The following is a 19,952-nucleotide window of genomic DNA, read 5'->3' as shown; positions in this document are numbered from 1 at the left end:
GGCAATCGTCTCCTTTGTTCCCCTCAGGAGGCAGGGCGAGCGCCCTGCTCGCATCCAAACTGGCCGCCGGCGTTCGCGCCTGGCGGCGCTTTTTCCCCGCCACTGGTCTGATCAACCGGACCTTCTCTACCCGTCAGCGTCTTGCCCCGCGCCGGTCACTCCGGCGCGACGGGGGAAGCGCGTTCCCTTCGCGCCGGAGTGGCGCTGCCGCGCCATTCAATACCGATAGCTATTGAATTATATAATGCTTAGCACTATAGTGCAGAGAACTATGGAGGTCGGGTGCGGATTTATAAGACGAAGATCTTTGCTCGTTTTCTGCGTAAGGAAAGCATTGGCGATCCGGACCTTGTCGAGGCCTGCCGCAGGGCCAATCAGGGATTGATCGACGCAGATCTCGGAGGCGGCCTTATCAAACAAAGGGTCGCCCGTCCTCGACAAGGGCGAAGCAGCGGATACCGAACGATATTGCTTTTTCAGTCGGGGAGCCTCGCCGTCTTTCTCGCAGGTTTTGCGAAAAACGAACGTACCAACATTGCAGTCGATGATCTTGAAGACCTTAAAATAATCGCCAAACAATGGCTCACGGATCCAAAACGTATCGAAAAGGATCTTGCCGCTGGAATCTTGAACGAGGTACCCGATGACAACGAAGGCTAGAATGCCATCCCGGCTCAGACTTGAAATCCTTGAGCTGGCAAATGACATGCATGCAAACGAAACACTGAATGACGCTGATTTTCGCAAGATCACGTTGCGTGAATTCGCCGCCGCCGCCCCGACGGCCACTCCGCTTTCAGCCGAGGACATCAAGGCATTGCGTGAAGGTGCACATATGAGCCAAGCCGTATTTGCGAAATACCTTAACTTGACGGCCGGGCACGTCTCGCAGATGGAACGTGGATTGAAGCGGCCGACAGGCCCAGCGTTGGCACTGCTGAATGTGATCCGTCGTAAGGGTATCGAAGTGGTTATGTAATCATCAGCCACATGGCCCTATGGCCGAGTGTGCTGCCATGCCCCAAGGACTGACTCTGGCTCGCTGTCAGGGGGAGCAGAGGACGCTCTCTAATAGCAGCGCTTGCGTTCTAGCCGTTCGCGTCACAGAGTCGATCTTTCGCCGGTTGGCATTTCCAAAGAAATTTTCATGAGGCCGTTTTGATCTTTCCCGAGCAACTTGATCATCTCCCCGACAGAAAACGCCGCGAGCTGTCTCAGGTCGTGAAGATCATTTTTGAGGAGTTCGAGGATGCCCAGAAGACCAAGCTTTCCGAAAAAGCTCGGGCTGGACGGATCCTGAAGTTGATCCTGTTTGGCTCCTACGCTCGTGGTGACTGGGTTGAAGACCACGACAGTGGATATCGCTCCGACTACGACCTTTTGGCCATCGTCAACACCAACAGATTTGCTGAGGAAAACGAAGTCTGGCTTAAGATAGACGAACACCTCACACAGGAATTCACCGTCACACAGCGCCTCCAGACGCCGGCTAAAGTCATCGTTCATAGCTTGCCGGACGTGAATGATAAACTTGCCCGTGGCCTGCCCTTCTTTGTCGACATCGCCCGTGATGGCATCATGCTATACGAAGCCCCGGGGCATCCGTTAACCGAGCCCAAGTCACTGGCGCCAGAAGCTGAGCGGCAAGAGGCGCAGCGGCATTTCGATCAGTGGTTTTCTAAGGCGAAGCGTTCGCTTGAGACTGCGGACTTCCAACGTCAGAGATCGATAAGCGATCATCGTTGGAAAAATGACGCTGCTTTCGCAATGCATCAAGCCACAGAGGGATTTTACCACTGTGCCCTCCTCGTTCTCACGCTTTACAGCCCAAAATCCCACCGGCTGAACATGCTCCGTACGTTCGCTGAACGCCTCGATCCACGGCTAATCGAAGCCTGGCCACGCGACACAAAGTTTGCGACGCGATCCTTCACCAGGCTTGATCGGGCCTACGTCGATGCCCGCTATTCCGCTCACTACGAAATCACCAAAGAAGAACTCGATTGGCTTGTCGATCACATCAAGCAACTTCAGGACATCGTCGCAACGATTTGCGCTGAGCGGCTCAATGGCTAACACTGGCGCCACCCCTAGTACTACAGTTGCGTTTGATGGCGTGTTTTGTAATGTGATGTCATTGCGGAAGCCTGATGGGTTCGTCGCCATAGTGACCACGCAAGGATGTGGCGAACCCTGATGGGCGGCGGCAGCAGTAGTCGTGTAATCAGATAGCGGATTTCTGCGACGGTCGGCAATAACGCGAGTGTGCGGGTCAGGCGGCGATTGGAGGATTTGGACTCCTTTCGTTCGGTTTGCCAGTAGCCGCGCGGCGTAGATCAGCGCCGAGCTTGGCGAGGAAAGCTGCGGCAGCCATGACAAGTGTCATGTGTCGGTTCCAGCCATGCCACGAGCGTGCTTCGCAATGATCCAGGCCGAGGTCATCCTTAGCGCGCTGAAAGCACTCCTCCACTGTCCATCGCAGCCCGGCGGCACCCGCCAACTCGCTCAGTTCTGTACCAGCACGCGCAAAGACAAAATAATAGGCGTGTGCGTCGGGTTCGCGCCGGTTGCGACGGATGAGAAGCCAACGTTCCCATTGCCCATCAGGACGAGAGCTCAAAGGAATACGTGCCCAATCGTAGAGCCGAAGGCCCTTGGCACCTTCTCCGGCTGCATGACTGGACCAGGCTCCCGCGTCTAGTTCCGCAGCCATTGTTTCCGGATCAGTTTGCTCGAAGTGTTGCTCACGGACAAAGCGCAGGCGATGATTGGAACGAACTGCCAGACAATACGGCTGGCCGCGGCCTTCCAGCATACGGCGTAACTTGGAATCCGATCCATAGAGTGCATCAGCCAACACCCATGCGCAAGGCACGCCAGCATCGAGCGCATCGGCAATGAGCTTGGCTGCAATGGTCGGCTTGGTCGCGAAGGCTTGCTGCTGTGGGATATGAGCCGCAGCACGACGCGCTTCGCTTTCGCTCCAGTCTTTGGGCAAATAAAGCTGCCGATCAATCAGGGTTTGACCAAAACGGCTTGCATAGGCAAGAAAGACGCCGACCTGGCAGTTCTCAATACGTCCAGCCGTGCCCGAATATTGTCGTGCGACGCCGACAGAGTGTGTGCCTTTTTTCAGGAATCCTGTTTCATCGACCACAAGGACGCCGTCCTCATCGCCAAGTGCCTCTGTTGCATACGTGCGAACGACGTCGCGCAACTTGTCGGCATCCCATTGGCTGCGCCCCAACAGCGATTGCATCCGATAGGGGCTCTCCAGCCCTGCCTGTTCGGCCATTAACCAGCCGGTCTTGCGCTCAACTCCAGACAACAAACCATCTAGGAAGGCACTCGCCGATGCCCGAAGTTCACGTCGACCAAAGACCGCGCCTAGCCGCTGCTTCAGTGTATCGAGTTCCTGCTGCCATGCCACCACTGAACCGGACCAACCCGCGACAGACATCGAAATCCCTCCCATCAAACATCGGAAGTGAATCACAATTTGAATGTAAACGCAACTGTAGTACTAGCTTGAGAAACGTCTTCCCCAGTTTAGCCCGAAGCATTACGGATGGGTTCTGAGAGACGATCCGCTGTATCCCCCGGTCACTCTACCCCTCCCCCTCACCCTGTCCGCTCGCGTCTGCCGGCATTGGCCCTTGCGAGCGACATCAGCATCGGACCGATGGCGAACTCGCCGCGCTCTGTCCTGCGGGTGAGGTCGCGCAGATATCCGCCGGCCGACGTGATGCTGCCGGCCCTTTCCAGCACGCAGGCCATGACGGTCGCCGCATTCTCGGGCCCCATGATGACGCAGGCCTCCTCGTAGGCGCTGGGGCTGACCCCCAGCATCGAGCGGACGACGACGGCCGCCGCCATCAGGTCTCGCCAGCTGCCGATACTGCCACCCGGGCCGTAGGACAGGATTTCCGGGCAGGCCTGCAGCACAAGCCCGAGCGGAAACGCCTTCAGCCCCGGTTGATCTCTGCCGGCCACAGCCAGCCTTCGCGGTTTCACCAAACGGGCATCCGCCACGCTTTTGCGCTCGCCGCTCTCATCGGCTGCAGTCGTGTGTCCCATCGGCATATCCGGCGCCTGTGGTTTAATTTCCGATGTTTCGCCCTGTTTCTTGTCCGAAGCTGGTTCAAGATCAGAGTTAGAGTCGGGGTTTGAATTCTGTATGTGGCGCTCAGCTTGGGACTCATTGCCGTGCATATTTTGCACATTTATCCTAACTTCCAACAGGTTGAGCACTTCTTCGCGCAGCATCTCCATCTCTTCGACAATAGGGGTGATGTCATGGATGTCGGGAGAGCGCGGGATCCGAGCCACGAGATCGCGGAAATGGCCATGCACCATCGTCCAGTCACCCGGCACACCCTCTTCCAGAGCCGTCTCGATCAGCTTGGCAATGTCACGCCGGCAGAGCGACAGGCGCTCGCGCATCGCCCTGAACAGGGCGCGGTCGACGGTGACCTGCGCTGCCAATGCCTGGATCTCATCGGCACGAGCAATCAGCGGAGCGATATTGAAGCCATACGCCTGGTCGACCTCCCCCTCCCCGTCACGGCGCGCAAAGCGCTTGCCGTTCGGGCTATCCTTGCGCACCAGCAATCCGGCCTCGACCAGGGCAGCCAGATGGCGGCGCAGCGTTGCCGGCGCAATGCCGTGGGCGCGGATCGACAGCTGGGCGTTGGAGGGAAAGACCACGAGGCCGTGCTTTGCGCTGAGCTCATTGCCCGGATAGAAGCTCAGCAGCGCGTTCAGCACCGCCAGCGCCCTGTCGGACAGGCCGAGCAGCGGCTTTGCTTCGCAGAGCGCACGAAAGATCTTCCACTTGTCGACGGACTGTTCCGGCGCGATGTCGTTGGCCTTGTACTGGCTTGCCAGCATGCTAAGCGTCATCGGCCGCCGCCCAAAGGGCGTCGTCACACTTCCTGTCTGCATTTTCTCGTCACCTTCAATAAGGCAATAGAAATCTGCTCACCAAACGGCGCCAAGACTCTTGACAGTGATTCCGGGAAATGCGATTCTCTAGCTGCTAGACACGAGAAGGGCTTCCACGACGGCAACGTTTGGGGGCCTTTTTCTTTTGCGGTTTTGATCTCCTGGTTATCCTCCAATTGTCAGCTGACAATTGACCTAAAGCTCTGCTTCAGAAGGGTTTTCTTTCTCAAACTGCTCGACAAGAGTAGTCATTCGAGCGGCTATGAACTCTCCGAACCCTCCTGATGTAACCGTAATCTTAGTGCCTTTAGCGGTTCGCTCCATCGACGCGAGAACCACACCTTTGCGCGTTCGAATTTTACTTACGGTAGGTTTCCTTGATGCTTTTGCTCCTTGCGCCTTTACCCACAATTGAGCGAATCTTTCGTTCGAATCGATCGCCGCGAACTGAGGTTCGCCAATGGCATCCGCGATCCGAGCCGATGTTGTTTCGTCCTTCAACAATTCTGCGAATGCCAACCAACGCGGACGCCCGATTTTTGAGGCCGGCCCAATAGCAAGGATGATATCTATTGGTATCGAGTCAGTGACCTGTAAAAGCCGCGAGGTCTCAGGCCTATCGACAGAAAGGGCCTGGCAAATTCGTTCGCGGTCAAAACCATGCTGCTCAAGTCTTTTTGCAAACAGGGCACGCTCGATAAAACTAAGATCGACACGCGGGCCATTCTCTTGGCCCTGCGCAACAATGAGCTCCTCGTCCGTGAGATGACGCACAATGGCCTTCACCGGCCGCCCCAGAACAATAGCCGCACGTAATCTGCGGTGCCCGTAAGCTGCTTGGTACTGGTTTTCCTTTGTCGAGTGTGGCCGCACCAGAATAGGAACCTGCTGGCCGCTATCCCGCATTGATGTTATCAGTTCATCCAAGGCAGCATCATTTTCAGTCGGAATACGGTCCCGAATGAATGACGCCTCGATCTGCTGCGGGTTCAGCTCGACTACTTTGTCGCCAGTTGCCAGCACGGATCGCAACTCTTTAGCCGCCGCAGCTTCATCGCCGAGCCTGCCGAGAGACAGGTTCATAGCCCGAACTGCACCCGCCGGTTTGTGTTGTAGCTGAGCCGGGCCGGCCACCTTAGATGTTTCAGCACCAGCGGTGCTGACCATATTTTTGAGTATGTCTCGGCCTTTCATGCATGCCCCCATGAGCTCTTGAGAAGAGCTTCGACTTCAAGGTTGACGCCATCCATAGCCTCGACGGCGCGATCATACGTCTGCCGGTTCATTGACTCCCGTGCAGCTTCATAAATCGTCTGCTTTGACAGGCCAGCATCAGAAATTGCCGTAGACTTCACCATCATTGATGTCAGGACGCGTTCCCCGAACATGCTACGGAGAAACGCGACGATCTGAGCTTGTGGACCATCGTTTGGCTCATATCTCGTAACCAGATAACGCATCCAGTCATATTCGAGATTACCCCCGGCCCCCTTCACCACCGACAAGAGGTCGGAAGTCATTGCCAAAAACTGGTTCATGGATGCAACATCAAGCATCTGTGGGTGCACGGTTATCAACACAGCCGTGGCAGCGCATAGCGCGGAAAGCGTTAGAAACCCTAGCGTCGGCGGGCAGTCGATGACAACGACATCGTATCGGTCAGAAAGGTCGGCAAGGGCATTACCGACACGCATGAAAAACATGTCTGTCTCAGAACCGTTTCGTTCGGCCAAGGCTCTAGGAGTGTCGTGTTCAAATTCGTGGAGCTCCAGATTTCCAGGAATAAGGTCCAGACCCGGAAAATAGGTTTCGCGAACAACCTCCCGTACAGGCCGCCGGAGTTCATCGTATCGGATCGCGCCAAACAATGTTTCATTTTCGCCAACATCAAATTCTGGCTGATAGCCGAGCATAGCCGACATCGATGCCTGGGGATCAAGATCGACTGCAAGCACGCGATAGCCCCTAAGGGCGAGGTATTGTGCTAGATGGGTCGACGTCGTTGTCTTACCCGAGCCACCCTTGAAGTTGGTCACCGCTATAACTTGGAGATGGTCTGCCCCTCGACGGCCAGCCAAGTATGCGGGTTTGGTCTTGCCCAAGAGCTGCCGTATTGTGTTGATCTCGGATAGAGAAAACGTTCGGCGCCCAGCAGACGTTTTTTCGGACGTAACGGAGTCTTCCTGAGCGGCCAAGTGACGCACGTAGCTGTCGGTTACACCGAGTAATTTAGCAGCCTCCGTGCTACTGAAGCGACGCAGCGCTTTTTGGGCATCAGGCGAAAATAAGCGCGCGGACAGCTCTTGAAGATTGCTACTTAATTTTGCAGCATCATCAGCAATAGTTTTATCAATCGAAACACGCTGAATTTTTTCGACTGTTGTACTTTTTGCGGTCTTATTCGCCATTCACGGTAAACCCGATCATTCGCTCTAATTTCCGCAAATGATCTCATAGCGCACCTCTTCGTCAAGTTGTTTTTGATTAACGCAACTTTACCATTTTTCACTGTCATAAAGACTTTTAGAATTCAGTTACTTAGCTAGATTGTCAGCTGACAATTGTTTTCGCCTTGGTGCGAGGCAAATGACGTCACCTCTTAAACCAGAGAGAATCGCTCGTTAAGGCAGAAGCTCGCGGCTACGTGGTCGTACATTCTTACCAGGACGATGTGTTCTTCCAGCCAGCCTATAGACGCTATCGAGGACGACGACCCCTTGCCACTTGCTGCGGCTGCAAAGCCATTTTTCAAAGGCGCTTTGACCAAGTCATCGTTGCGGACCAAGGCGGCAACGGGCAATCTCGAAATAATCCGCACAGCCAACAAGGATTTCGTGACTCTACGCGGTATCAAAAGATGATCGAACGCTGCACTGTCTCGTATGACCAGCGGGCTCAAAGCGACTCGTTGGAGCCAGATCAGAGAGTGACGGTGCAAGAGGCGTTGCGACGAACGCAGGCAGCGCGCAGAACCACTGGGTGAGGAAAAATCATCGTTGAGAACGCTTAAGGCATTTTAGGGGAAATGACTAAGTTGCGTGAAGTCTTGGACATATATCGAATAACAGGCCGCTCCGGCACGATGATTATCGTTCAGGGCACAACTGATCTGCCAGTGAACGTTAAGCTTGCTGCAACTGTTTATCGCCCTGATGCAACAAATATCAAGTTTAAGGTCTATAAGGATTGGATCATCTACCCAACCCAATCCGGTCCGGAAGCTGAAGGATTTTTTCTATTTGAGCTAGAAAACCTTGATATCCCAACCCGCAGCTTGGTTGAAATTGTGGTCGACAGCGAGCCGGGCCAGAATGAGTAGAGCTAGTCCGGCCTGCCCCTAACCTGAGACCACCGTATAAATTAGTCTGGATAAGCGAAAGATCGTTGGCGATCCATCGTCTGAGCACTAGGCAAGGGTTCGCCAAGTTGACGAACCCTTGTGGATATTGCACGTCGGTCGAGGCGCTCTACATGAAAGACTGGGGGACGTCCGCTTGTGGCCGTCGGGCACCTACTACTTTGCCTCCTTCGCGCTAACTGAAGCGGCGCGACCCGACCCCGCCTAGAGGCGACGGCCCGACGTAGCAATGTCGACCTTGCAAGAATCGTTAGATGGGTCGGGGCGCTCAACATCGGTTACTTCGGGATCGAATTCGGCGTGGCCGTTTCCATTGGATCAGTTTCCCTCTTCGCTAACAGCTTGGACTTCCTTGAGGACGCCTCGGTCAATCTGTTGATTTTGATCGGGCTGGGTTGGAGCGTTCAAAATCGTGCTAGGCTCGGAATGCTGCTGGCAACACTTTGATGGTGCCGGGGCTTGCAACACTGTCGACCGGTTGGAGCAAGCTTCAGTTTCTCTCACCGCCTGACCCCCTGTCCCTGACCGTGACGGGCGCTGGCGCTCTGATCGTCAACCTCCTTTGCGCTTTCCTTCTAGTGGTTACCGCCTGACATAAGAGTCCCGTATGGGATTCCATTTGCTGGGTTGGCATGCGAGTCTGGCGCATGCGCACAGGAATATCGTTCACCGTTTCGCCAACAGATCACCAACGCCTGATGGCCTTGACCAGGGATCGCAATGCGCCCCAAAAGCACGTCTGGCGGGCCGAGATCATCCTGCTGAGTGCCGATGGCGTCGGGACTGTCGAGATTATGCGCCAGACCGGCAAATCGAAGACCTGCGTATGGCGCTGGCAAGAGCGCTTCGCCACAGAAGGCGTCGAGGGTCTCCTGCGCGACAAGACGCGGCCGTCGCGTATTGTGCGGCTCGGACCCGATGTCGCCGAGCGTGTGGTGGCCCTGACGCTGGCTGATCCGCCGGGCGAGACGACGCACTGGACGGCCGACATGATGGCGACGGCCGCCGGCATCAGCGCCAGCGCAGTCAGGCGTATCTGGAAAGCGCATGGCCTCGCACCTCATCGGTGGCGGCAGTTCAAATTGTCCAACGACCCGAAATTCGTCGACAAGCTGCGAGACGTTGTCGGCCTCTATGTTGATCCGCCAGCCCACGCCGTCGTGTTGTCGGTCGATGAGAAAAGCCAAATCCAGGCGCTCGACCGCACCCAGCCGGGCCTGCCGATGAAGAAGGGTCGGCTCGGCACCATGACCCACGACTACAAGCGGCACGGCACAACCACGCTGTTTGCCGCCCTCAACGTGCTCGACGGCACCGTCATCGGCCGCAACATGCAGCGTCATCGTCATCAGGAGTTCATCCGCTTCCTCAACGCCATTAACGCCCAGGTGCCGGACGACAAGGCCGTCCACGTCATCCTCGACAACTATGCTGCCCACAAGCATCCCAAGGTGAGAGCCTGGCTCGACCGTCACGAGCGTTTCACCTTCCACTTCACTCCGACTTCAAGCTCATGGCTCAACGCGGTGGAGGGTTTCTTCGCCAGGCTGTCGAAGCGGCGTCTGAAACGCGGCGTTTTCCATTCCGTCGTCGATCTCCAGGCCGCCATCAACCGTTTCCTCGTTGAGCACAACAAAAAGCCAAAGCCCTTCACTTGGACCGCCGATCCCGACAAAATCATCGCCGCCGTTAAACGCGGGCACCAGGCGTTAGATTCCATCCACTAGCACCGTACCGAAGTCATGGCGGCAGTCTCACCAAGGCAGCCTTTTTGTCTGCGCGAAACGATGCGATCGCCAACATTGGAGTCATCGTAGCAGGGCTCATTACTGCGTTTCTCTGGTCGTCGGCGTGGCCAGATCTCATCGTTGGGATTGGCATTGCCGCAATGAACGCTGATGCTGCGCAGGTCTTCAAAGCCGCCAAGGAAGAACGCCGTTTCACTGTGGGAGCATAGCCAACAAAGCCTCGGAGCCCATCCAGTTGGGTTTTGAACCACCCACATAGGCTACAAGCTCTGCTTGCTATGAATGCAGAAGCGAAAAGGGTTTGGCATCGTTATCGTTGGCAACCTGCAAGGCAAGGATCGTGTCGAGGAACAGTCGCAACGCCTTCGATGTTTCCGGGCGGGAATTCATATGGCGTTGCTTTTTCCGGTTGTTGACTTGAGAAAACAGGCGGCCCAACAGCTTGATGAACATCATCACCGCATCATCAGTGAGCTTCTGGCCGAGCCTAACGATCTGCGCCACGATCATCGCGCGCCAACGATCGGCACTGAAGTCGCTGGCAAGCCAAGCCGGCGTGGCGTCCCGCACCATCTGATCCCACCGTCCGGAAGAGATGCGAGCCTGTAAGCGAGGTTCGATCCCGAGCGTGCGCAGGAACGCAATGCGCTCTGTCAGTCCGACCAGGTTCACCGCTCCGGGAGCCTCCGGGGAAGATTTCAGCCAGTGAAAGCACGTATGGCCGATCGCGGGATCGACATCCAACAATCTATCGAGTTTTTGCAGCTTTTCCGGATCGAGATTCGAGAGCAAGTCAGTTTCGGCACGCCGCCTGGCAATGGCCCGCGCCGCCAATTCCATCCGCTCGATCGTGTTCGGTGTCCGCGAGTGCTGCATTTTTGCAACCCGCCGTCTCGTCCCCAATGACGGCTTATCGAAAGGACGGCCTCCAACCCGACATCTGAGAGACCCACGGCAACATAGAAGTCATCTGGTTGCTGCGGTCCCGAAACCCGACGACAGAATATGCGGGGCTGGGTGGCGGCAAGAGGGGGGGGCGAGCTCGGTCAACGAGCACGATCTACAATAGTGGAACGTGGGAGTAACCCATACCCGCTTGATATGTTGAGAGTCAAGACCGGTTCACCTCATTCGGATGATGTCGATGCCGCGTGGCCATACCGTCTAGCCTTGGCTAGCGTTTGGTCGCCCAACGTCCATCAACATTCTGGGATAGACAGTTCCAGCTCGGCAGGTTGTGGGTGGCTGGTTTTCAGCATGAAAGCACGCAAGCTTGTCCAACCAGCTGGCAACGTCCTCTGGGATCCGTATCTCCCCGCTCTCCAGTCCTTCGATCCAGGCCAGGTCGCACTGCAGAGCGTTGACGATGTCGACAGAAGTCCAGCGGATTGAGCGTAGGCATTCTCGGAAGCGGGCAGGGGTCATTTCAGATCCTTCAGGCTATCGGGCCAATCAAAGGATCGGCCGACTGTTCAGAAAGGGATGCTATTTATGATTAGAGCCCTTTGCTTGACCGAATCTGGAGAGATGTGTGGCGGCACTGCCGCATTTCGCATTATCTTGTGGCCGTCCATGCTCAACCACCACATCCGAGGGAGGTATTTCAAATCAATGTCGAAACCAGCCATTGCACCGCTGCCGGCATGCACACTCCGAGAGTTTGCGAACTGAGGGCATTAGCGAAGAAAATAAGAATTGGCATTATAGGAAAAACGAGAATGCCAATGCCAGAAAGTACTATCCAATTCCTTTGTAAAAAAACCTCAGCACCGAACCGGGTTCTTGGGCAAATCGCTCGGCTGGCTTTTGGCGTCGAAGACGCCGCGTACAACCATTTTTATGTTGGAAACATTTTCAGCAACGAATTCAAAAAACATCGAATTCTTAAGATTCCTCGTTGTCCGTCATGCGGTCCCAAAAGCTAGTCGAGGGATATTATGCTAGATCGACTCGACGACGCAATTTCGGCACTTGTAGATCCATACTGCGGAATTATCACGCAGGTAAACCGGAGACCGGTGCCTCCTGGCTTCCCGCCGACCTTTCTCTATGCAGGGACCTTGGCCGCTCCTTACTTTTACCGAACGTCAGGGCCGCCGGTTCGATACACCGAGCGCCTCAATCACGTTGCCGGTGGCGGACTGTCTTACGAAGACGCGATGTGGCGAATGCTCGGCGAAGGGGTTGAACGGTATTGCGCGGTCAATGCGGATGAAGATCGTATCATTCTCGCGTCGTACAACGAACTCGGCGAGTCGGCCGTCAATCCTATGCTCTGGGTCGGCTATAATGATGAGATCGAAGAGCATGACCGCTATCGATTTGATCCCGCTCAAGCAATGCATTGGACGGAGGCCTACAACCTTAAGACCGGCAAGCCGGCGTTCGTTCCCGCTGCGCTGGTATGGCTGGCATTTCCAACTGCCAATAGAGCAGACAGATTTCACCAGACGACGTCGTCCGGACTAGCTGCGGGTCGGACCAAAGACCATGCAATTTCTTCAGCTCTGTCGGAACTCATCGAACGTGACTGTTTTATGGCCCGGTGGATGTTGAGGGCTGTCCCACCGAAATTGGATCCCGAAGCCGTGGGATTTCAGGGCGCAGACAAACGACTCCTGGAAATGTTTCGAGGGGGGCCTTTGAAAGCAGAGCTTTTTGACCTTTCGATTGATGCCCCAGATTATACAATCCTGGGCAAGGTCACGCTCGGCGGCCCGGAAGGATTTGGTATTGAACCGCACCGGGTTTGCCGGAGGCTATTTCGTTTAAGTTATGCGGCCATGGCTGGTTCGTCCAGCATGGCGTAATACCGCTCTTCAGCTTCGGCTGGCGGTATATTCCCGATGGGTTCCAAAAGCCGTCGATGGTTGAACCAGTCGACCCATTCCAGGGTGGCGAATTCTACCGTCTCGAAGCTCCTCCATGGTCCGCGCCGATGAATGACCTCGGCCTTGTAGAGACCGTTGATCGTTTCGGCGAGGGCGTTGTCGTAACTGTCGCCGACGCTTCCGACAGACGGCTCGATGCCAGCTTCTGCCAACCGCTCAGAATACCGGATGGACACGTATTGAACGCCGCGATCCGAGTGATGCACGAGGCCGCCGCCATGAACTGGACGCCGATCATGAAGCGCCTGGTCAAGGGCATCAAGGACAAAGCCTGCATGTGCCGTCCGGCTCGCCCGCCAGCCGACGATGCGACGAGCGAAGACGTCAATGACAAAGGCCACGTAGACGAAACCCTGCCAGGTGGCGACATAGGTGAAATCCGAAACCCACAGCCTGTTTGGTGCTGGGGCTTTGAACTGGCGGTTGACCCGGTCAAGCGGGCTCGGAGCCGTCTTGTCCGAGAACGTCGTGCGGACCGGCTTTCCTCGAATGATCCCCTGCAGGCTCATCGACCTCATAAGCCTGGCGACAGTGCAACGGGCGACATCGAAGCCTTCACGCTTCAATTGCCGCCAGACCTTGCGAACGCCATAGACGCGGAAATTCTGCTCGAAGACACGACGTATCTCGATCTTCAGACTGATATCGCTGCGGGCGCGGGTCGATAGGCGATCCACGTCCAGGCGTTTGGCGACATTCTCGTAGTAGGTTGACGGGGCGATCGGCAGCAGTCTGCAGATCGGCTCGACCCCGAACACACCACGGTGTTCGTCGATGAACGAGATCATCGCTTGAAGGGGCGGTCGAGCTCCGCCATGGCGAAATAGGCCGAAGCTTTGCGCAGAATCTCGTTGGCCTGGCGAAGTTCTCGGTTCTCCCGCTCAAGAGCCTTCATCTTCTCGGCGACATCACTCGGCAGGCCTACTCGTTTACCACTGTCGACCTCGGTCTTCTTGACCCATTCGTGCAGCGTGGCTGGCGAGCAGCCGATCTTGGCCGCAATAGATGAAACGGCAGCCCAGCGTGATGGATGCTCGGCTTCGTGGTCCAGCACCATACGGATGGCACGGTTACGGACTTCAGGTGAAAACTTGTTCGTTGTCTTGCTCATGATGGCTCCACTCTCTCAGAAGTTGGAGCCTCCGGCAAACCCGGTGCGGTTCATATCGCTTTAGGGGCTTGCGCAAACGGTGAGCGAGATAAAGCGGCAGCGAAGGCGTTAATCGAAGCTCTTCAGATTTGCATCTCGCTGATCAACAGGCGAGAAAAGGTGAAAGCGAGTCTGCCGATCGAGAGTGTTGACAGTTTTCTGGATCATGCAGATTTCTATGCCCAGCCGGGCGCGGCCAGCGACGTCGAATTTTTCTTTTCTGGCGATATGGTTCCTTCAAAGAGCGCGGAGCCTTTCCCAAAAAGCTACGAAAGACACCTAGGCTATTTAGCGACCCACAATATCGACAGCTACGTCGTAGACATCACAACGCCTGACGTATCGTCGATTGGGTTCCATGTCGTGCGGTGCCTTGCGCCGGGACTCCAGCCCTTAACTCATGGATATAAAAACCATACGGTTGACCGGTCACGGCTTTCCCAACTTGCAGCAGTATTGGGACTACCCTCGAATTTTTCGATCAACACAATGCTCCATCCATTCGCATAGGAGTAACTGATGGACCAGGCCAATAACTTCGGCGAACTCTTCGAAGTGCTTCACGAGGCGACAAAGCTAGTCCGGGGACACGACAGCGAATTCCGATCGCAAGTCGGTTTTTATAATAGTTCGGAGGAGGGCCGGAATTACCTAGCGAACGCTTATAAAAAGTTCGTTGGCTTACCTGAAATCGAGCTTGCGGAAGGACGGCAGCCAGGCACATCGATAGTGGACTGCTTCGCGAACCGGACAAGCGTGAGAGATTTCTTGCCTAAACCGATTACCGATCAGGATCTATCGTCGCTTCTTTTTCTTACATATGGCAACAATCTCGGTAAGCGGGATTCACGCTTCACGTTGCCAAAACGTCCATATCCTGCGGCTGGCGGTCTCTATGCGGTAGAAGCCTATCCTATACTCCTCCACAAAGGGGAGGCGGGGGCCAGGGTTTGCCACTACTCGCGGTTCGAACAAAAGTTGCGAAAGCTGAAAGAATCCAGAGTAGACGATTTACGTCGCATCTTCAATTTGCCCGATGCGGTATCCCAGGCGGCTGGCCTGATAATGGTCCACACGTCGATCCCAACGCGCGTATCGACGAAGTACGGCCTCCGCGGCCGTCATTTTGCTGCAGTGGAGATGGGCCTTGCTACGCAATCCCTGTTAATCGCCGGCGCCGCGCTAGGTCTGTCCAGCGTTGTGTGGGGTGGCTATTACGACCATGAGGTAGAAGCACTTTTGGGCATCGACGGCATCGAAGAAATTATTGCAACCGTGACCATTTTGGGAAAGGCGGAAAAATGACTGTCGTTCGGCAACTGCAAGAAGACCTTTTCAAGGCGATTTCAGGTTACAAACCGATCCACGGCGAGCCAACGGAAATATCTCATGAACTAAAAAATGCGTATTTTGACCTACCACGGCATGAATTCATAGACCGGTTTAAGCTGATCAATGACTCAAGCCTAAGGTCTTCGACCGACGAAGGCTCGATGGAGCAGATATATTCAAATCAACCGCTCATGTACGTCCGAGGTGACGGAAGCACTTTGCACGCATCGAATTCGGAGCCGGCATTCATCCTGCACCTCCTATCTCTTCTAGATGTAAAACCTGGCCAGACCGTCCTCGAAATAGGTTGCGGAACTGGCTGGCTACTAGCTCTCATCTCCCGGCTTATCGGACAGGAAGGGCGCGCCGTAGGGGTAGAGATTGAACCTATTCTTGGTTCTAAGGCTCAGCAAAATCTGTCGCGCCTTGGAATAAATAACGCTGAAGTTTTAATCCAGGACGGAAACACATCTGAATTTGATCAAAAGTTCGACAGGGTGATTTTCACCGCGTCGACATACTTCCTCCCGGAGTTTCTTTGGAATGCCGTGGCGGACGGCGGGAAAGTGGTTGTTCCCTTCCGCGGCAAAGGACCCGCCGAGGAGGCTTTCGTGCTGCAGAAATCTGGAGAAGAATTTCGATCGATCGCTGCTCGTTTATGTAGGTTTGTGCCAATGAGCCCCTCTAGCTTTGGGGGTGTTGATCCCTCCGGCATGAAACAGCTGCTCCCACCCACGCTGGAAAAACTTTTGGCTCATGAAGGGAAGTCGCGTCCGTTTCTCGTTGGCGACGGGACGGTAGAACAACAGGCATACCGCGCGCTGCCATTGACCGCTTTTCTTTCAAAAATCGAGCCACAGTTCGAGGTATTTGCCCCGACGGTCCCATTCCAGCCGTCCCCTTTAAATGACAAGCTGTTTGGTGGCTCTCCATCCTTGGCGCTTACTATAATGGATGAACGGGAGGAATCGCTCGCCGTCTGGCGAGCTGGTTCGCTGATAACTTTCAACAATCGGTCAGCTGCGGAGACGTTCGAACGAGATTTCGACGAATGGTGTGCTCTCGGTAAACCTCTGGGATCGAATTTCAGCGTGGTGATCAGCCGGCAAGAGCAGGGGATCGAGGCGAAAAGACTTTGGAAGGAAAGGCGAGGGTTGGACGTCTTCCATTGGTATTTGCACTAGAGGAGTCTGTGATGAACTTGAGGCCTTTACTGATAGCAAGTGCGCTGCTTTTTATTCCCGTGACTGCATCGCTCGCACAAAGCGATGTAAAACCGGCAGAGAACGCCGGCGCCGTAAAGGGCTTTGATCCCTTGGATTCGCTCTCTCCGGCGTCGGTTCCTGGTGAGTATAAGGCGGTCCGTCACTTGCCGGAAAATCTACAACAATGGGAAGGCTTATGGCGAGGTCAGTGGGAGGGAACTCTTGATGCCGTCATGACGATAGTTTCTACCGACGGCAAGAAGGTTACCGCCTATTACGGCTGGGGTACAAATCTGCTGGTTACAAAGCCGGGCGGAAATCTTTATCGTGGAACGGTAGAGAACGACACTCTCATATTCCCGATAACCAAAGGTCTGACCATTACCTTTAAGATGGACAAGGACCATCGGCTCGTTGCTCTACATCATTCGCCCGCGAAGGAAACGCCGTCCCGCGCAGTGTTCATCAAGGTCGAGTCCTAGCTGTCGCGAATCCACAGAAAGGAGATGGCAATGCAGAATATTCTGGGCGCTGATGAAACGATCCGTTCTCTGGCATTTCAGCATGGAATACTTGGCGTTAGAAGTCCCCTAGAGCCTTGGTCAAACGATATTCTCGGTATACCGCGGCGCCCCCTAGATATCGACATGGTATCACGGATTCTCGCTGCTCTTCAGCGACGGGGAGCAGTTACAGTCGAACAAGCGTCTGCCCTTGAAGCCGCCTTTATGAGCGAACAATTGCGTCGTCGCCGCGATTAGGCACCTCGACTGAGAGACGACCGCTATTCAGGCAGAGGTCAATCAGGAGAGACATGTGAACGAAGCGTATTGGAGTCTAAAATCATCAGTTTGGGAAACGGCTCCCGAGGTTATCTATTCGGACCGTATTTCAATAGACGAGCATAGATGGATAGAGTTAGTGCCTATCGGGCGGATCTTCGCTTTCAACGGTGAGCAACCGGCGCAGGCTCTAAGAAAACTTATTCCCTCAAAGGCAACGAACGCAGACGTTATTGAGCGCATACCAAAGATAATTTGGGGCGGCTATATTGCTATTATCGTTGATGAACAGAGCAATTACAGACTATTCTTGCCTGACCCGATGGGTAGTGTGCGCCTTTATTTTCGCCAACTGCGTGGCGGCAAGTTAGACGTAGATATTGACCCAGTCCGTCTCATTGCCGGGCGCATGCCGGTGTGGAACATCGGGTATCTTATCCATTTTGCAGAAACCGGGCAAGGCATTGAGGGTAACACACCTTTCCTCGACCTTGCCGAAGTACCGCCCGGTTTCTGCATACGGGTGAATTCGGACGGCACATTTGAAATGGTGCGAGCTTGGTTCGAACCGGTCGTCCAAGAGATAGATTCGTCTGATCTTGGTCAGGAAGTGGTGGGAGCTATACAAGCTTTATTCGAAGGAAAGCAGAGGATAGCATTCCCGGTATCAGACAGCGTGATCTCATCGGCCTCATCGATATTCTTGCGAAAGGCCTTGCCATCCATTGAATGCCTTAAACTGATCGAGATTCCGAGCATCGGCTCTCCACTCGTTGATAGAGGGCAATTTAAGGAAGTATTTGACACAATCCAAGCCGACCGGGTTAATGTTGAAGCCTCCGACGCCCTTCCATTTGCAAAATTGGCTCCGAAGGAACTCCCGACCGTTTTAAGTGAGCGCTTAATTTTTCTTGGAAAAGAAGAAGCCGTCATGGACGTTGTCGGAAGGGATACCATGATATTTGACTGGGAAGGCGCTGATTTACTATTCCACGCCGCTCCCGGACCCATGGTATTGTCAGACGCGCTCAAAGCGCGGGGTGGCTTATTTGCATTGGAAACTGCAAGAAAATTATCTCGCCTTCGGAAGGCGACCATCTTCCGAATACTTTGGGACAGCGTTGTCCCTGAAGCTCAGTACCGGGGACTCTTTCCGGGTCGGTCATACATCATTCCCGCAAGCAGGGTAAAACGGGAAGGTAGATTTCTTAGAAAACAGCGTAACCGCCTCGCTCAGGCACAAATGCTGCAATCGCCCAGTGTTTCGAGACCAGGCACCTGGGTTAATCCCTATTTCTCCCAGCCTGTAGTCGAAGCGGTTATGCGACTTCGAAGTTTCGATAGTTTTACCGAAGGCGCAGCAGATAGTCAGGAAATATCCTCTGCGCTGTGGCGCGCTCAGGTCGGGCCTGAGGAGAACCTAGTAGTTCACGGCCTTCAGACAAATCGGCGGCAGTCAGAAGAATTGATTCGAGACGGTGTCCTGATGAAGAGTGGATACCTCGACCGCAAAGCTCTGCTCAATGCGCTGGATTTAGTTAACAATGGCAACCCGCTGCCAGCAAATACGATAGCACGAATAGTGTGTGTCGAAATGTTTTGTCGGGCTTGGCAAAGCGCGGTTGAGCCAATGGCAGTCCCAAGCCTTCATTAAGTGCTACGAACGGTTGCCGCTCCGCACTTCGCAATGTGCTTACGTACACGGGAATGGGTTGTCCTTGCCCTTGCGCAAAAAATACGCACAGCCGGGCGAGCGGTACATGCTCATTTAGGGTACGCCCTAGAGTGACGTCCAAATATTACGCGCGCCGAGTGTAACAAAAGGGTGGATTTTCGATCAAAGTGACGTTACACAATCGGAACCACCCTAATGTTACAGAATCGCCATGGCCCGCATCGGATACGCTCGCGTCAGCACTACAGATCAGGATCTCGATATTCAGAACGAGCGTCTGAAGGTCGCAGGTTGCGAAATCATCCGCTCGGAAACCGGATCAGGGGCGTCTCGAAAAGGGCGGTCCGAGTTGGAGACCATCATGCAGTTTCTGCACGCGGGCGACGAACTGGTGGTGCTGCGGCTTGATCGGCTTGGTCGCTCCACCCGCGACGTTCTCAATCTCGTTCATGAGCTTGACGAAAAGGGCGCGTCACTCCGCATTCTTGAGCCGGAAGTCACGACAGCCGGAAGTATGGGTCGAATGGTCATCACCATCCTCGGCATGGTCGCCGACATGGAACTCAAGTTCATCAAAGACAGGCAACGAGCGGGCATCGACGCGGCAAAAGCTGACGGCATCTACACGGGTAGGAAGAAGAATGTCGATGACGCCGAAATCCGCAGGCGGATCGCTGCTGGCGCAACGAAAGCCGCCGTTGCGCGTGAGCTGAACATTTCCAGGATGACTGTCTACCGCGCCTTGGAAGATCAAGGTTCGCAATCAGATTCTACATGATTACACGTTCGCTATCCGTTCTATAAGTTGGCCAAAATCGCAGCTTCGGGCCGACTGGGCCAAGCAGGCGCCGGGCGACGAGACGGGTC

At 54.9% G+C, this 19,952-nt stretch carries 18 protein-coding genes, 3 pseudogenes and 1 other annotated feature; of the genes and pseudogenes, 15 read left to right on the top strand and 6 right to left on the bottom strand.

Annotated features, from left to right (window positions below; all coding sequences use genetic code 11):
• The first annotated feature begins 282 nt into the window (after positions 1–282).
• The 3 genes from J5274_RS27900 (at position 283) to J5274_RS27890 (ending at position 2,076) form a co-directional block, all read left to right on the top strand.
• Positions 283–660, top strand: a complete 378-nt coding sequence (locus tag J5274_RS27900) for a type II toxin-antitoxin system RelE/ParE family toxin (RefSeq protein ID WP_219276324.1) — start codon at positions 283–285, stop codon at positions 658–660.
• Positions 644–979 carry a DNA-binding transcriptional regulator gene (locus J5274_RS27895; RefSeq protein WP_219276322.1) on the top strand — a complete coding sequence of 112 codons (336 nt, stop codon included), beginning with the start codon at positions 644–646 and terminating at the stop codon, positions 977–979. The genes J5274_RS27900 and J5274_RS27895 overlap by 17 nt, the downstream gene beginning before the upstream one ends.
• A 182-nt stretch (positions 980–1,161) precedes the next feature.
• Positions 1,162–2,076 carry a HEPN domain-containing protein gene (locus J5274_RS27890; protein WP_374113797.1) on the top strand — a complete coding sequence of 305 codons (915 nt, stop codon included), beginning with the start codon at positions 1,162–1,164 and terminating at the stop codon, positions 2,074–2,076.
• A 196-nt stretch (positions 2,077–2,272) separates the two neighbouring features.
• Here the strand turns inward: J5274_RS27890 and J5274_RS27885 are convergent, their stop codons facing one another.
• The 4 genes from J5274_RS27885 to repA all read right to left on the bottom strand — a co-directional run bounded on the left by J5274_RS27885 (position 2,273) and on the right by repA (position 7,352).
• The gene (locus J5274_RS27885) at positions 2,273–3,460 is read right to left on the bottom strand and encodes an IS701 family transposase (RefSeq protein WP_219276121.1); all 1,188 of its coding nucleotides are present in this window, start codon (positions 3,458–3,460) and stop codon (positions 2,273–2,275) included.
• Between the two features lie 161 nt (positions 3,461–3,621).
• Positions 3,622–4,944 carry a plasmid replication protein RepC gene (gene repC / locus J5274_RS27880; RefSeq protein WP_219276319.1) on the bottom strand — a complete coding sequence of 441 codons (1,323 nt, stop codon included), beginning with the start codon at positions 4,942–4,944 and terminating at the stop codon, positions 3,622–3,624.
• Positions 4,945–5,139: 195 nt separating this feature from the next.
• Positions 5,140–6,138 (bottom strand): plasmid partitioning protein RepB, encoded by a 999-nt coding sequence (gene repB, locus J5274_RS27875; RefSeq protein WP_219276318.1) that lies wholly within the window; start codon positions 6,136–6,138, stop codon positions 5,140–5,142.
• Entirely contained in the window at positions 6,135–7,352 is a 1,218-nt protein-coding gene (gene repA / locus J5274_RS27870; RefSeq protein ID WP_219276317.1) for a plasmid partitioning protein RepA, read from the bottom strand. The genes repB and repA overlap by 4 nt, the downstream gene beginning before the upstream one ends.
• A 617-nt stretch (positions 7,353–7,969) precedes the next feature.
• Between repA and J5274_RS27865 the strand changes: the two genes are divergently transcribed.
• The 4 genes and pseudogenes from J5274_RS27865 to J5274_RS29215 all read left to right on the top strand — a co-directional run.
• Complete coding sequence (locus tag J5274_RS27865; protein WP_219276316.1) at positions 7,970–8,263, top strand: hypothetical protein; 294 nt, start codon at positions 7,970–7,972, stop codon at positions 8,261–8,263.
• Positions 8,264–8,548: 285 nt separating this feature from the next.
• A pseudogene (locus tag J5274_RS29220) lies at positions 8,549–8,880 on the top strand (cation transporter); the annotation flags it as partial.
• 69 nt (positions 8,881–8,949) lie between these two features.
• Positions 8,950–10,029, top strand: coding sequence for an IS630 family transposase (locus J5274_RS27860; RefSeq protein WP_111223089.1), 1,080 nt, complete (start codon positions 8,950–8,952; stop codon positions 10,027–10,029).
• A pseudogene (locus J5274_RS29215) lies at positions 10,026–10,259 on the top strand (cation transporter); the annotation flags it as partial. The gene J5274_RS27860 and the pseudogene J5274_RS29215, both read left to right, overlap by 4 nt.
• A 97-nt stretch (positions 10,260–10,356) precedes the next feature.
• On the opposite strand, the pseudogene J5274_RS27855 reads toward J5274_RS29215, so the two are convergent.
• Positions 10,357–10,905, bottom strand: a pseudogene (locus J5274_RS27855) (Tn3 family transposase); the annotation flags it as partial.
• Positions 10,906–12,209: 1,304 nt separating this feature from the next.
• On the opposite strand from J5274_RS27855, the gene J5274_RS27850 reads away from it, so the two are divergent.
• Positions 12,210–12,860, top strand: a complete 651-nt coding sequence (locus J5274_RS27850; protein ID WP_219276315.1) for a YcaO-like family protein — start codon at positions 12,210–12,212, stop codon at positions 12,858–12,860.
• Here the strand turns inward: J5274_RS27850 and J5274_RS27845 are convergent.
• Positions 12,824–14,052, bottom strand: a protein-coding gene (locus tag J5274_RS27845) for an IS3 family transposase (RefSeq protein ID WP_219275748.1) whose coding sequence is annotated in 2 segments (ribosomal slippage) — positions 12,824–13,758 and positions 13,758–14,052 — 1,230 coding nt in all. Because the reading frame shifts where the segments join, the coding sequence is not laid out codon by codon here. The genes J5274_RS27850 and J5274_RS27845 overlap by 37 nt on opposite strands.
• Positions 13,655–13,771: a sequence feature (AL1L pseudoknot), on the bottom strand. Its footprint overlaps the gene before it by 117 nt.
• 54 nt (positions 14,053–14,106) lie before the next feature.
• Here J5274_RS27845 and J5274_RS27840 point away from each other — a divergent pair.
• The 7 genes from J5274_RS27840 (at position 14,107) to J5274_RS27810 (ending at position 19,863) form a co-directional block, all read left to right on the top strand.
• Positions 14,107–14,601: a YcaO-like family protein gene (locus J5274_RS27840; protein ID WP_219276370.1), complete on the top strand. Its 495-nt coding sequence runs from the start codon at positions 14,107–14,109 to the stop codon at positions 14,599–14,601.
• A 9-nt stretch (positions 14,602–14,610) separates the two neighbouring features.
• A complete protein-coding gene (locus tag J5274_RS27835; RefSeq protein WP_219276314.1) occupies positions 14,611–15,396 on the top strand; it encodes a SagB/ThcOx family dehydrogenase in 786 nt (261 codons plus the stop codon).
• The gene (locus J5274_RS27830; RefSeq protein ID WP_219276312.1) at positions 15,393–16,607 is read left to right on the top strand and encodes a protein-L-isoaspartate O-methyltransferase; all 1,215 of its coding nucleotides are present in this window, start codon (positions 15,393–15,395) and stop codon (positions 16,605–16,607) included. The genes J5274_RS27835 and J5274_RS27830 overlap by 4 nt, the downstream gene beginning before the upstream one ends.
• Before the next feature lie 11 nt (positions 16,608–16,618).
• The gene (locus J5274_RS27825) at positions 16,619–17,110 is read left to right on the top strand and encodes a hypothetical protein (RefSeq protein WP_219276310.1); all 492 of its coding nucleotides are present in this window, start codon (positions 16,619–16,621) and stop codon (positions 17,108–17,110) included.
• 30 nt (positions 17,111–17,140) lie between these two features.
• The gene (locus J5274_RS27820; protein WP_219276308.1) at positions 17,141–17,389 is read left to right on the top strand and encodes a hypothetical protein; all 249 of its coding nucleotides are present in this window, start codon (positions 17,141–17,143) and stop codon (positions 17,387–17,389) included.
• A gap of 55 nt (positions 17,390–17,444) precedes the next feature.
• Positions 17,445–19,064, top strand: a complete 1,620-nt coding sequence (locus tag J5274_RS27815; RefSeq protein WP_219276306.1) for a hypothetical protein — start codon at positions 17,445–17,447, stop codon at positions 19,062–19,064.
• Positions 19,065–19,296: 232 nt separating this feature from the next.
• Entirely contained in the window at positions 19,297–19,863 is a 567-nt protein-coding gene (locus tag J5274_RS27810; protein WP_219276304.1) for a recombinase family protein, read from the top strand.
• Positions 19,864–19,952: the final 89 nt, after the last annotated feature.

The sequence above is a fragment of the Rhizobium sp. L51/94 genome (genome assembly GCF_019355555.1).
GTDB lineage: Bacteria > Pseudomonadota > Alphaproteobacteria > Rhizobiales > Rhizobiaceae > Rhizobium > Rhizobium rhododendri.
Note: the sequence above shows the minus strand (reverse complement) of the source record. Positions and strands in the feature narration are given on the sequence as shown.

Coding starts and splice junctions, on each gene's coding strand:
- J5274_RS27865 (WP_219276316.1), top strand. CDS start 7,970: ATGACTAAGTTGCGTGAAGTCTTGGACATATATCGAATAACAGGCCGC.
- J5274_RS27825 (WP_219276310.1), top strand. CDS start 16,619: ATGAACTTGAGGCCTTTACTGATAGCAAGTGCGCTGCTTTTTATTCCC.
- repA (WP_219276317.1), bottom strand. CDS start 7,352: ATGGCGAATAAGACCGCAAAAAGTACAACAGTCGAAAAAATTCAGCGT.
- J5274_RS27835 (WP_219276314.1), top strand. CDS start 14,611: ATGGACCAGGCCAATAACTTCGGCGAACTCTTCGAAGTGCTTCACGAG.
- J5274_RS27895 (WP_219276322.1), top strand. CDS start 644: ATGACAACGAAGGCTAGAATGCCATCCCGGCTCAGACTTGAAATCCTT.
- repB (WP_219276318.1), bottom strand. CDS start 6,138: ATGAAAGGCCGAGACATACTCAAAAATATGGTCAGCACCGCTGGTGCT.
- J5274_RS27810 (WP_219276304.1), top strand. CDS start 19,297: ATGGCCCGCATCGGATACGCTCGCGTCAGCACTACAGATCAGGATCTC.
- J5274_RS27885 (WP_219276121.1), bottom strand. CDS start 3,460: ATGTCTGTCGCGGGTTGGTCCGGTTCAGTGGTGGCATGGCAGCAGGAA.
- repC (WP_219276319.1), bottom strand. CDS start 4,944: ATGCAGACAGGAAGTGTGACGACGCCCTTTGGGCGGCGGCCGATGACG.
- J5274_RS27820 (WP_219276308.1), top strand. CDS start 17,141: ATGCAGAATATTCTGGGCGCTGATGAAACGATCCGTTCTCTGGCATTT.
- J5274_RS27830 (WP_219276312.1), top strand. CDS start 15,393: ATGACTGTCGTTCGGCAACTGCAAGAAGACCTTTTCAAGGCGATTTCA.
- J5274_RS27850 (WP_219276315.1), top strand. CDS start 12,210: ATGTGGCGAATGCTCGGCGAAGGGGTTGAACGGTATTGCGCGGTCAAT.
- J5274_RS27860 (WP_111223089.1), top strand. CDS start 8,950: ATGCGCACAGGAATATCGTTCACCGTTTCGCCAACAGATCACCAACGC.